Origin of the sequence: Psychromonas ingrahamii 37 (assembly GCF_000015285.1) — a bacterium.
GTDB classification, from domain to species: Bacteria; Pseudomonadota; Gammaproteobacteria; order Enterobacterales; family Psychromonadaceae; genus Psychromonas; species Psychromonas ingrahamii.
The window spans coordinates 1,187,079-1,200,620 of record NC_008709.1 but is presented as its reverse complement, the minus strand read 5'-3'; the positions used below and the strand labels follow the sequence as shown (position 1 = coordinate 1,200,620).

Here is a 13,542-nt window from a genome sequence, read left to right as displayed (position 1 = left end):
TTTCTCTCAGATTTAGCCTAAACAAGACTTTGGTATAAACGATGAAAATAAAATGGGGTCATAGGATAAGATTTCAAGGTCCACAAGATGTTTTTTACAAAATAAACTTAACGAGGCATGTGCTAAATAATGACAATATAGTTAATTAATTGATCTGTTTATATTTTCAGGTCTGCTTGCAATACAGCCAGCACACCTGAAGTCACATTTCCAAAAACACCATTGGCATAGCAATTAATATTAAGCTGTCAAGCCATATTCTGAGCTAACCATAAGCAGGAGATTGTAAATTTAAACTCAAACTACAATTGGACAATTAACATATCTATTAATGATGAGTTCACCAACTTGCGTACCGAAGAGAGTAAACGGCTCCAAAAGTCGTGATGGTGTCCGCACACTAATAAGTCAGCACCTATCTCCTTAACGGTTACCTGCAGATTTTTATTTAAATCACCGCTTACAAATAAAGTATTAGTGATAGGATAATCAATTTGTTTAGCTAATTCTTGTAACTCTTTTTCCAATATAATGCTTCTTCCACTAATGGGCGCTAATTTATTAAACTCTGAATAACTTAACCCTGTGAAATTATCTGCATAATCTACATCAACATAAATAAGTGAGATGGCAGCATTACTATCTTTAGCCAGTGAAACAGCCTTAGCAACAATAAATTCGCTTGACCGTGATAAATCAACAGCGACTAATATATGTTTATAACTCATAATCTTTCCCCAAATGTTCTGCATATGTATTTAATGCTAATTGATTAATAAAGACTCCATTCAGAGCCACTTTTCTATTTCAGTTTAAGGCGCATAAATTCATAAGAGCATCAATATATGATCACTCATGTTCCTACCTAAAACGGTCTGAATTCCAGCGGAGCAAGAAAGAACAGTTATTTATATTTAGTTTTTTAGTATTAATAACAAACTCGATTGCTTAGCTATCAAGATAAATAATTAATAGATCGGTAGTTGTCGAATTAAGTATTTTACGTGTGGCTGATAGTAATCGACTCCAAAAATCATGGTGATGCCCACAAACCAATAGGTCAGCACCTATTTTTTCAACGGCTGCGTTTACCCTGCGGTTAAAATTTCCCATTACTATAATGGCATTTTCAATAGGATAATCAGCTTTAACAGCTAAGGCCTGCAGGTCTTGTTGTAATGTTTTCTCTCTTTCCTCAATAGAAGGCAGGCTATCAATTTCTAAATTCACAAGTCCAATGTTAGATACGTTATCTACGTCGACAAAAATAAGTGAAACTTTAGCGTTTGTATCTTTAGCCAACAAGACAGCCCTACTGATCACTTTCTCACTTGATTTAGATAAATCAACTGCAACTAATATATGTTTATAGCTCATGTCATCCTCACAATTAACTCTATTAATAAATAAAATAATCCTTTAATCTAACGGCTTAAATATCAAGAAAATATACTTTAGCATCGAAAAAAAGACTCCAATCTAAAATAGAATTAATACTAAACAGTTATAATCGCGTTTTAAAAACCTTCAACATAAGATTAGCACCAGCCCCAAAAATATCATGTATTCCATGGTGTTTTATTGCTTTATATCAATTTTAACCCTGCTTCACTATTTAAAAATATACTTTATAAAAAGCCGCTTGGCGATAGAACAGGGTCCGCAGAGCTAGTCTGTTTGTGACACTCACTTCCGCAAAATTCGCCTCCCTACTCTCACATAAAAGGAAACTACAGGACGCGCAGAGCTTGTCCGCTCGTGAACCATCGCTGCTGCGATACTCGCCCTGCAGCATGCTTTTTCCTTTCCCATGTTCGAGTTGGTCATCGTCCAAGCGCTTAAACGAAAAAATCCCTGCTGACGTTAATCAACAGGGATTGTTTTAGATTTAATTGCTCAGCTTGTGCGAGATACTTGCGATGGAATAGGGTTCGCAGAGCTCACCCGCTCATGAACCTTGGCTCTCGCCAAATTATCCAGGGCACGTAAAAACTTAGCCCGTTCGTAACACTCAGCTGTCGCTGAACTCACCCCGACTATCACATGGATTGAATGCCACTGTGTGGCTGCTCTTTATATCCCATATTCGAGTTAGTCATCGCATCAAGCGCTAAAACGAAAAAATCCCTACTGACGCTAGTCAACAGGGATTTATCGTTTATTAGGCGCTTGGCGATGGAACAGGATTCGCAGAGCTCACCCGCTCGTAAACCTTGCCTACCGGCAAACAACCAGGGCACGCAGAGCTTAGCCCGCTCATGACACTTTGCTAATGCAAAATTCGCCTCCCTACTCGAGAGTAGGTCATCGTCTCAAGCGATTAAACGAAAAAATCCCTGCTGACGTTAGTCAACAGGGATTTATCGTTTATTATGCGCTTGGCGATGACCTACTCTCACATGGGGAGACCCCACACTACCATCGGCGCAATTACGTTTCACTGCTGAGTTCGGAATGGGATCAGGTGGTACCACAATGCTATGGTCGCCAAGCATAAAAAGTTAATTAGAAAAGCTGCTTTTATTGTTGTTTTTATCAAGCAATCATAAATATTTGTAAAATATGTTTCGCAAGCATATTTTCTTGGTTACACACTAACCTAACTTGAGTTTTCAAAGAGAATGTTAATAACATTCTCTGACACTCATCGCCTATTGGGTCAGTCCAACACGCTTTAGGTGTTGTATGGTTAAGCCTCACGGGTAATTAGTACAAGTTAGCTCAATACATTACTGCACTTACACACCTTGCCTATCAACGTTGTAGTCTCCAACGGCCCTTTAGGGAGCTTAAAGCTCCAGTGAGAACTCATCTCGAGGCTCGCTTCCCGCTTAGATGCTTTCAGCGGTTATCGATTCCGAACGTAGCTACCGGGCAATGCATCTGGCGATACAACCCGAACACCAGCGGTTCGTCCACTCCGGTCCTCTCGTACTAGGAGCAGCTCCTCTCAATTCTCAAACGCCCACGGCAGATAGGGACCGAACTGTCTCACGACGTTCTAAACCCAGCTCGCGTACCACTTTAAATGGCGAACAGCCATACCCTTGGGACCGACTTCAGCCCCAGGATGTGATGAGCCGACATCGAGGTGCCAAACACCGCCGTCGATATGAACTCTTGGGCGGTATCAGCCTGTTATCCCCGGAGTACCTTTTATCCGTTGAGCGATGGCCCTTCCATTCAGAACCACCGGATCACTATGACCTACTTTCGTACCTGCTCGACGTGTCTGTCTCGCAGTTAAGCTGGCTTATACCATTGTACTAACCTCACGATGTCCGACCGTGATTAGCCAACCTTCGTACTCCTCCGTTACTCTTTAGGAGGAGACCGCCCCAGTCAAACTACCCACCAAACAGTGTCCCAAACCCCGATTCAGGGGCCATGGTTAGAACTCAAAACATACAAGGGTGGTATTTCAAGGTTGGCTCCACGTCATCTAGCGACAACGCTTCAAAGCCTCCCACCTATCCTACACATGTAGGCTCTAAGTTCACTGCTAAGCTGTAGTAAAGGTTCACGGGGTCTTTCCGTCTAGCCGCGGGGACGCAGCATCTTCACTGCGATTTCAACTTCACTGAGTCTCGGGTGGAGACAGCATGGCCATCATTACGCCATTCGTGCAGGTCGGAACTTACCCGACAAGGAATTTCGCTACCTTAGGACCGTTATAGTTACGGCCGCCGTTTACCGGGGCTTCGATCAAAAGCTTCGACCTAAGTCTAACCTCATCAATTAACCTTCCGGCACCGGGCAGGCGTCACACCCTATACGTCATCTTACGATTTAGCAGAGTGCTGTGTTTTTAATAAACAGTTGCAGCCATCTGGTATCTTCGGCCTCCAACAGCTCAGAGAGCAAGTCTCGTCACCGTCGGAGGCGTACCTTCTCCCGAAGTTACGGTACCATTTTGCCTAGTTCCTTCACCCGAGTTCTCTCAAGCGCCTTAGTATTCTCTACCTGACCACCTGTGTCGGTTTGGGGTACGATCCTCTATTATCTGAAGCTTAGAGACTTTTCCTGGAAGCATGGCATCAATGACTTCATCACCTTGGTGACTCGACATCGTGTCTCAGCGTTAAAAGAAACCCGGATTTACCTAAGTCTCCCGCCTACGCACTTGAACCTGGACAACCATCGCCAGGCCCACCTAGCCTTCTCCGTCCTCCCATCGCAATAATAAAGGGTACGGGAATATTAACCCGTTTCCCATCGACTACGCCTTTCGGCCTCGCCTTAGGGGTCGACTCACCCTGCCCCGATTAACGTTGGACAGGAACCCTTGGTCTTCCGGCGGGGAGGTTTTTCACCTCCCTTATCGTTACTCATGTCAACATTCGCACTTCTGATACCTCCAGGATGGTTTACACCTTTCCCTTCGACGGCTTACAGAACGCTCCTCTACCATGCCTATAAATAAGCATCCGCAGCTTCGGTGATATGTTTAGCCCCGTTAAATCTTCCGCGCAGACCGACTCGACTAGTGAGCTATTACGCTTTCTTTAAAAGATGGCTGCTTCTAAGCCAACTTCCTAGCTGTCTGAGCCTTTCCACATCGTTTCCCACTTAACATATACTTAGGGACCTTAGCTGGCGGTCTGGGTTGTTTCCCTTTCCACGACGGACGTTAGCACCCGCCGTGTGTCTCCCGTGATTGCACTTGTTGGTATTCGGAGTTTGCATGGGGTTGGTAAGTCGGGATGACCCCCTAGCCCAAACAGTGCTCTACCCCCAACAGTGATACACGAGGCGCTACCTAAATAGCTTTCGAGGAGAACCAGCTATCTCTTGGTTTGATTGGCCTTTCACCCCCAGCCACAAGTCATCCCCTAATTTTTCAACATTAGTGGGTTCGGTCCTCCAGTTGATGTTACTCAACCTTCAACCTGCTCATGGCTAGATCACCAAGTTTCGGGTCTAATCCCAGCAACTATTCGCCCAGTTAAGACTCGGTTTCCCTACGGCTCCCCTATTTGGTTAACCTTGCTACTGAAATTAAGTCGTTGACCCATTATACAAAAGGTACGCAGTCACGGAACACAATGTCCGCTCCTACTGCTTGTACGTACACGGTTTCAGGTTCTATTTCACTCCCCTCACAGGGGTTCTTTTCGCCTTTCCCTCACGGTACTGGTTCACTATCGGTCAATTAGGAGTATTTAGCCTTGGAGGATGGTCCCCCCATATTCAGTCAGGATTTCTCGTGTCCCGACCTACTCGCTTTCACTGTAAAGAAGTTTTTGTGTACGGGGCTATCACCCTGTATCGCGGCACTTTCCAGAGCCTTCCACTAACTTTTAAACAGCTTAAGGGCTGTTCCAATTTCGCTCGCCGCTACTATCGGAATCTCGGTTGATTTCTTTTCCTAAGGGTACTTAGATGTTTCAGTTCCCCTCGTTCGCTTCGTTAAGCTATGTATTCACTTAACGATGACACTAAGTGCCGGGTTGCCCCATTCGGAAATTCCAGGATATAACGCTTGTTATCAACTCCCCTGGACTTATCGCAGATTACCACGTCCTTCATCGCCTCTAATTGCCTAGGCATCCACCGTGCACGCTTATTCACTTAACCATACAACACCTAAAATGTGTCACTTTAAGCGTTTTTATGAATGTTAATAACATTCAAAAAACACATAAGACAACAAAATCTAGATTTTGTATTTATTTGAGTTTCCAAGACGCTTGCGATTTCTCATATTTTACAATACAAAAAACAACATTCGTTTTTCGTGCACCTAAGAATAATTGAATTAACAATCACTCAATAGATACGTACATTATCCAAAGTATCAGTTTGAATAATATTTATTTTTGCTTGATTCATTTACTAACACCTAAGTGTTAATAAACGAGAACTGTTTATATTTCACTGTGTGAAATACAAACTTTTCGTTTAATTTACCACACCAATCAACACCTGAGTGCCATTGTTATTGTGTGATAAAAAGAACTTTTATCAGCTTTCCTAATTGTTAAAGAGCAGTGTTAAAAAAACACTTAATAAATATTCTAAAAGAATCTTTATTAAGTATCTTTCAATTAATACGTAAATTTGTTGTAGCTACCAAGAGTAGTAAAAAAAGATTAATAATCTTTTTTTATTGTAGTGGTATCCCCAAGGGGATTTGAACCCCTGTTACCGCCGTGAAAGGGCGGTGTCCTAGGCCTCTAGACGATGGGGACATAGAAACTACTTGCGCTTTATCATTCTAATCAAACAATCTGTGTGAACACTCAATCATTATTTGCGTAGCAAATAGTGATGCCGAAAGGTGAATTTGCAGAGCAAAATCGCCGAAAGGCTTGTACTGTGAAGCACTTGCAAGCAAGTCTTCGATGTATTAATTCGCAAGCGAGTTAACTGATGTGTCTCTTTACGTAAGGAGGTGATCCAGCCCCAGGTTCCCCTAGGGCTACCTTGTTACGACTTCACCCCAGTCATGAACCACACCGTGGTCATCGCCATCCCCGAAAGGTTAAGCTAATGACTTCTGGTGCAGCCCACTCCCATGGTGTGACGGGCGGTGTGTACAAGGCCCGGGAACGTATTCACCGTGGCATTCTGATCCACGATTACTAGCGATTCCAACTTCACGGAGTCGAGTTGCAGACTCCGATCCGGACTACGACAAACTTTATGAGATTCGCATACCTTCGCAGGCTAGCAACCCTTTGTATTTGCCATTGTAGCACGTGTGTAGCCCATCCCGTAAGGGCCATGATGACTTGACGTCGTCCCCACCTTCCTCCGGTTTATCACCGGCAGTCTCCCTAGAGTTCCCACCATTACGTGCTGGCAACTAAGGATAAGGGTTGCGCTCGTTGCGGGACTTAACCCAACATTTCACAACACGAGCTGACGACAGCCATGCAGCACCTGTCTCAGAGTTCCCGAAGGCACTCTACTATCTCTAACAGATTCTCTGGATGTCAAGGGATGGTAAGGTTCTTCGCGTTGCATCGAATTAAACCACATGCTCCACCGCTTGTGCGGGCCCCCGTCAATTCATTTGAGTTTTAACCTTGCGGCCGTACTCCCCAGGCGGTCTATTTAATGCGTTAGCTTTGAAACCCACGGCATATAGCCACAAACTTCTAATAGACATCGTTTACTGCGTGGACTACCGGGGTATCTAATCCCGTTTGCTCCCCACGCCTTCGCGCCTCAGCGTCAGTCTTTGTCCAGGTGGCCGCCTTCGCCACTGGTATTCCTTCAGATCTCTACGCATTTCACCGCTACACCTGAAATTCTACCACCCTCTACAAAACTCTAGTTAACCAGTTTCAAATGCAGTTCCAAGGTTGAGCCCTGGGCTTTCACATCTGACTTAATTAACCGCCTACGCGCGCTTTACGCCCAGTAATTCCGATTAACGCTCGCACCCTCCGTATTACCGCGGCTGCTGGCACGGAGTTAGCCGGTGCTTCTTCTGCGAGTAACGTCACAGATAATGGATATTAACCATTACCCTTTCCTCCTCGCTGAAAGTGCTTTACAACCCGAAAGCCTTCTTCACACACGCGGCATGGCTGCATCAGAGTTTCCTCCATTGTGCAATATTCCCCACTGCTGCCTCCCGTAGGAGTCTGGACCGTGTCTCAGTTCCAGTGTGGCTGGTCATCCTCTAAGACCAGCTAGGGATCGACGCCTTGGTAAGCCATTACCTTACCAACTAGCTAATCCCACTTGGGCTCATCTTGTCGCGATAGCATATAAATAGAGGCCACCTTTGGTCCGGAGACATTATGCGGTATTAGCAGTCGTTTCCAACTGTTGTCCCCCGCAACAAGGCAAATTCCCAAGCATTACTCACCCGTCCGCCACTCGTCAGCAAAATAGCAAGCTATTCTCTGTTACCGTTCGACTTGCATGTGTTAAGCCTGCCGCCAGCGTTCAATCTGAGCCATGATCAAACTCTTCAATTTAAAGTTTAATTTGCAGCTTGCGCTGCGACTCAATATAACTGACTAAAACTAATTACTCTTTATTTCAATACCTAAGTATAAAAACAATGAATAACTTATTATTCTGAATAAATAAATTTATTCGTGTGTCACTTTTATTGATGAGTAAGCTATTTACGAAGTAAAAAGTTACTGCCTTTACAAGAAAGGACTTTGATTTTTTGAAATCACATCAACAATAAGTGTCCACACAGATTGTTTGATTAAATTGTTAAAGAGCGCGCCTTTCGGCGAGGTGCGTATATTACGCTACCTGCAAACGATGTCAATGGTTATTTTTAATATTTTCAATCAACGTGATACGTTATTAAAAACTTAACCTCTTTCGTTCTAAGTAACCGGATTGACTTGCGTCTTTCCCGTTTCCGTGGGGCGCATTATAGGGATTTAAAGTACATTGGCAAGGGCTTTAATGACTATTATTTCAATAAAATACGCGAACGATTAATTAACAAACAAACCGTTTTAAAAACAGACTATTTAAACAGAAATCTGCATTTTTTTGTTTCTTTAAATAAACATTATCCTGCTTTTTTCTTTCTATTAACGAGTTGTTCTTATCTAAGTTTCATTAATAACAGGTATATAGGGGCTTTTCTTAGAAATTGACTATTAAAGAAGGGAATTCGAATGATGCCATTCTAATTATTAGTCTGGCGAACCATCTTAACTATAAGAATTTAGAAGCTAATTTCATTTAGTCGGCCGTTATGCATACGCTGGTATTACATTCTGGTATCTGATTGCGTTTTTTCCATTTCCTATTTACCTGTTACCTTCTATCTCTGTCTTCGTTCGCATAAGATTTTCCTTGTTATAAAGAATCTACGAATTACTGCAAAAAACATCGACAGATAAACACATCCTAATCCATTGCTCCTTTCTTTTATCCCCTCCCCTAAGTAGTTACAATTTTTGCATAAAAATCCTAATTTTTATTTTTCTTAAGTGTTTATTAAGTCTTGATGCCTAAAGTGAGTGAAAAGGTCGTTAAGAGGGCACTACAATGAAACCAAAAGAACTCGTGACATTAAAAGTTATTAACAAATCACATCCGTTACGTCAAAAAGTAGAGCAATACGTCGCATCTCGATATTTGCTGGCATTTGACGCTCATATCACAGAGTTTATGCCTACTTTTTTAGGCGTTTATTCTGAAAAAAACGAATTACTTTCGGTTTGTGGTTATCGTATTGCCAGTCAGGAGCCTCTTTTTCTTGAACAGTATTTAACGAAGCCGGCAGAGCAGATAATGAGCGGGCAATTTTCACAGCCTATTGTGCGTTCCACCTTAATTGAATTTGGTCAACTGGCAAGCTTCTCTAAAGGTATTTCACCATGGCATTTTTTATTAATGGCCAAACACCTTATTGAGCAGGGTTTTGAGTGGTGCATATTCACTGCAACGGATCCCTTGTATGTAATGATGGTGCATTTAGGGTTAAAACCTGCCGTACTCGGTAATGCCGATCAACAAAACATCAATAATGCACAAACGACTTGGGGCACTTATTACCATACACAGCCCCGTGTATCGGCAGGTAATTTAAAAGCGGGCTTAGCACAATTAATCCAACGTTATGATGAAATCTCTAGCCGCCAATCGCGAGTGAAAATCTCATGAAAAGGTTATTAAAAAAAATTGAATATTTCGCACATAACACGCCAAATAACATTGCATTACAAGGCAGTTCAGCACGTAGCGCCGAATTGGTAGAGTTAACTTATCTGCAATTATGGCAGGAGATTAAAAGGACTGAGCAACAATTGATCGACAATGATTGCCAATGTATCGCATTACGCGCGGAAAACAGCATTGATTGGGCAATCATTGATTTAGCCACGCTATTAGCGAAGATCCCGATTATTCCTATCCCAATGTTTTTTACTGAGCAGCAAGTCAGACATATTTTAAACTCGGTCGGCATTGATACTTTGATTGGCGATTGGCCACATATCAGCAACAGCGCATCAATCCCCTTCGCATACCTTAGCGGTTATAAAGTGATCCCCGCTAAAAATACTGCCCCCTTATTTACAGGGACAGCCAAAATAACCTTTACGTCTGGTTCAACCGGATCGCCAAAAGGTGTGTGCTTAAGCCAGGCACATTTAGGGGAGGTGACGCAGTCATTAATCAACACCATCAACGGCGATAATAAACCATTACGTCACTTAGTATTATTACCTTTATCGACCTTACTGGAAAACCTGACGGGTATTTATGTGCCGTTACAAATGGGTCTTTGCAGTGTGATCCATCCAGGAGAAAAGGTCGGCTTAATGGGTTCAAGTCAATTTGATCCGGCTATTTTCTGCCAGGCGCTAATGACTCATCAACCGCACAGCTTAGTATTAACACCGGCTTTATTGCAGGCTTTGATTCAAATAAAAACACGACAACCACAACTGGTCAGTGGGCTTAAATTTGTTGCGGTAGGCGGCGCCCAAGTTTCAGAAAAAATAATGCAGCGAGCTTTTGCACTTGGTATTCCTGCTTATGAAGGTTATGGCTTATCGGAGTGTGGTTCGGTGGTGAGCTTAAACTCTCACATAAATACTAAATTGGGTAGCTGTGGTCAAGCATTAGGTCATTGCAAAGTAGAGGTTGCCAATGATGGAGAAATACGGGTAACGGGTGCATCTATGCTGGGTTATCTTGGTCAGGCAGCCAGCGGCACGGTGATTAAAACCGGCGATATTGGTTATCTTGATGAGCACAATTATCTGCATATTACCGGCCGTAAAAGTAACTTGTTGATCAGCAGTTATGGACGAAATATTTCCCCTGAATGGATTGAATCAGAAGCACGCGCTTACCCTGAATTACAGCAGATAGTAGTGATGGGTGATGCACAACAAGCACTAACAGCAGTAATTGATAACTCGCATATTGACCAGCAAGAGATTATCGCTGCGGTTAAAAAACTAAATAATAGTTTACCCGATTATGCACAAATACACACTCTTATTATTACCCGACCCTTTGCGGATTATGAGGGATTGGTCACTGCTAATGGCCGCCCTATTCGCGCTAATTTCAATAAAAAATTTACGCCTGTTATACAACATTCAGAGTCTCAATCGACAACGAACGACCCGACTATGACTCTGATTTCAATTAAGGATAAGACAATGCAGCAAACAAGTGATTTTTTCAGCGTATTGCAACAAGCAACCGCAAAAGAGCAGCAGGTGATGTACCAGTCACCTATTTTTGCGGCTTGCCAGCGTGGTGAAATTTCACTGCAAACTTACCATGCCTTTTTAACCCAGGCTTACCATCATGTAAAACAGACGGTGCCATTGTTAATGGCTTGCGGTTCACGTTTATGTGAAGATTACGAATGGTTACGTTATGCATTGGCACAATATATTGAAGAAGAAAAAGGCCATCAAGAATGGATCTTAAACGATATCACAGCCTGTGGTTTTGATGCTGAAATAGTGCGTAATAACGAAGGAGTCGGCAAGATTGGTACGGCTATGGAACTAATGGTGGCTTACCTTTACCATCAAATCGATCGCAAAAACCCATTGGCATTTCTAGGGATGGTCTGGGTATTGGAAGGCACCAGTGTCAATGTCGGTGGAAAAATAGCTGAATTAGTACAACATAAGTTGGATTTACCTGATACTGCAATGAGTTACCTCACGTCACACAGTACATTAGATCAAAAGCACATTAAGTTATTTGCTTCCTTAATGAATAAGATTACCGACAAAAATGACCAACAGGCGATTATTGACGGTGCAAATATGGTCTTCAAACTTTACGGTGAAATGTTAAACGATCTCTCATCGAATGCTATTGAACAGATTCAGCAAAGCGAGTTCTGCCATGAAGCTTAAAGATAAACGCGTGTTATTAACGGGGGCAACAGGCGGTATTGGTCGCGCTCTTTCCCTGGCATTGGTTGAGGCTGGTTGCCACTTAATCTTAGTCGGCCGAGAACAGGCTAAACTTGATCAACTCATTGATGACTTGCCGCACAGCAGTAATTATTTATCTATCGCAGCAGATATCGGCTGCGCAGAAGGTATTAAAGCCGTTGATAAGGAGTGCCAGTTATATATACAAGAAGGCATCCCTATTGATATCGTCATTAACAATGCAGGCTGTAATACTTTTGATTATCTCACGCAACGGACCTTAACCTCTATTGAGCAAGAGATTGCGGTTAATATCAGCGCGCCAATGCAATTGACTAAACTCTCTCTGACCTGGTTAAGTTATCCGGGCATTATTTTAAATATTGGATCCACCTTTGCCGCTATCGGTTATCCGGGTTATGCCACTTACTGCGCAACAAAAGCGGCTTTACATCGTTTTAGTGAAGCAATGCAACGCGAATTAAAGGATACCGGGCGACAAGTATTATTCGTCGCACCACGTGCCACGGACACCGATTTAAATGATCAACGCGTGACTGCGCTTAATAAAAAATTAGGTAACAGCACCGATAGCCCCAAGGCCGTCGCCAAGCAGATATTAAAAACGCTGCAAACAGAGCAAAAAGTGTGCTGGATTGGCTGGCCTGAAAAATTATTTGTACGAATTAATCAACTATTTCCAAGCTTAGTCGCTTCCTCTATCCACAAACAAAAAAAACATCTGAACAAAAGTCTTTCTGACATTAATGAATAAAGGAAAATAGGATGAAAACTACAAATTTTACAATATCACTACTGGGCTTCGCACTGTTATTAGGCAGCAGTTTTACAGCAGCACAAACAGTAGCGGGTACTTTGCTCAATATTCAACATGAATGGGCCAGCTGCCAATACAATCTGGTCGAAAAAGATCTTAAGATCAGTTGTCTGGAAAAAGTCATCATCGCCAATGAAAATGCATTAAAAATCACGCCTGCAAGTAGCAAGCTAAAAATATGGTTAGCGATTAATAATAGTTCATTGGCTGGCGCAAAAGGTGGCTTAGGTGCATTATCATTAGTCAAAAAATCAAAACAATTATTAGAAGAGGTGATTGCAGTCAATCCAGCAGTGCTTGAGGGCTCCGCATATACCAGCTTAGGTTCGTTATACTATCAAGTACCAGGTTGGCCAATTGGTTTCGGCAATGATAAAAAAGCGGAAGTAATGCTTAAAAAAGCGTTAGCAATCAATCCTAATGGTATTGACCCAAACTATTTTTACGCTGATTTTTTAGCGCAAAACGGTAGAAAAAAAGAAGCCATTGCACACTTTAAAAAAGCTCTACTTGCATCATTACGCCCTGCTCGCCCATTAGCCGATAAAGGTCGTTTGCAAGAAATTGCCAATAAACTTAAGGAATTAGAAAATTAGTGCGGCTATTATTAGCTAAAAATGATGCTTTACTTACATTCAGTCGCGGTGGTTATAGCACAGATTAATATTCTGATTTAGCTTCTTAAAATCAATTACCTTGATTTTAAGAAGCTAAATTTTAATGCCCCTACCCCATTCAGCAACACTTAACATGTCCTGTTTTGGCTTTAAATAAATCACAACCTAGCCTCACAACACCATCACAACTTAGAAATCTTGGTGATTTAAATCTTCGCATTTACTTTGCTTGTTGCCGAGT

6 protein-coding genes, 1 tRNA gene and 3 rRNA genes are annotated in these 13,542 nt (G+C 42.4%); 4 read left to right on the top strand and 6 right to left on the bottom strand.

The features are described from left to right. Nucleotides 1-302 precede the first annotated feature (302 nt). The 6 genes from PING_RS05095 to PING_RS05070 form a co-directional block, all read right to left on the bottom strand. The gene (locus PING_RS05095) at nucleotides 303-728 is read right to left on the bottom strand and encodes a universal stress protein (protein ID WP_011769359.1); all 426 of its coding nucleotides are present in this window, start codon (nucleotides 726-728) and stop codon (nucleotides 303-305) included. A 220-nt stretch (nucleotides 729-948) separates the two neighbouring features. Then, complete coding sequence (locus PING_RS05090; protein ID WP_011769358.1) at nucleotides 949-1,377, bottom strand: universal stress protein; 429 nt, start codon at nucleotides 1,375-1,377, stop codon at nucleotides 949-951. A 999-nt stretch (nucleotides 1,378-2,376) separates the two neighbouring features. After that, a 5S ribosomal RNA gene (rrf, locus tag PING_RS05085) occupies nucleotides 2,377-2,492 on the bottom strand. 193 nt (nucleotides 2,493-2,685) lie between these two features. Then, nucleotides 2,686-5,577 (bottom strand): 23S ribosomal RNA (locus PING_RS05080). Nucleotides 5,578-6,115: 538 nt separating this feature from the next. Next, nucleotides 6,116-6,191: transfer RNA gene (locus tag PING_RS05075), tRNA-Glu, on the bottom strand. 196 nt (nucleotides 6,192-6,387) lie between these two features. Continuing rightward, nucleotides 6,388-7,934: ribosomal RNA gene (locus PING_RS05070) — 16S ribosomal RNA — on the bottom strand. The 16S, 23S and 5S rRNA genes sit together here with 1 tRNA gene alongside, the layout of an rRNA operon. A gap of 1,045 nt (nucleotides 7,935-8,979) precedes the next feature. Here PING_RS05070 and PING_RS05065 point away from each other — a divergent pair. From PING_RS05065 to PING_RS05050, 4 genes are read left to right on the top strand one after another with little or no spacing between them, the layout of a single operon-like run. Next, nucleotides 8,980-9,597, top strand: a complete 618-nt coding sequence (locus PING_RS05065; protein ID WP_011769357.1) for a thermostable hemolysin — start codon at nucleotides 8,980-8,982, stop codon at nucleotides 9,595-9,597. Beyond that, a complete protein-coding gene (locus PING_RS21660) occupies nucleotides 9,594-11,825 on the top strand; it encodes an AMP-binding protein (protein ID WP_011769356.1) in 2,232 nt (743 codons plus the stop codon). Before PING_RS05065 ends, PING_RS21660 begins: the two co-directional genes overlap by 4 nt. Continuing rightward, nucleotides 11,815-12,621, top strand: a complete 807-nt coding sequence (locus tag PING_RS05055) for an SDR family oxidoreductase (RefSeq protein WP_011769355.1) — start codon at nucleotides 11,815-11,817, stop codon at nucleotides 12,619-12,621. Before PING_RS21660 ends, PING_RS05055 begins: the two co-directional genes overlap by 11 nt. A gap of 11 nt (nucleotides 12,622-12,632) precedes the next feature. Next, the gene (locus PING_RS05050; RefSeq protein ID WP_011769354.1) at nucleotides 12,633-13,280 is read left to right on the top strand and encodes a tetratricopeptide repeat protein; all 648 of its coding nucleotides are present in this window, start codon (nucleotides 12,633-12,635) and stop codon (nucleotides 13,278-13,280) included. Nucleotides 13,281-13,542 lie beyond the last annotated feature (262 nt).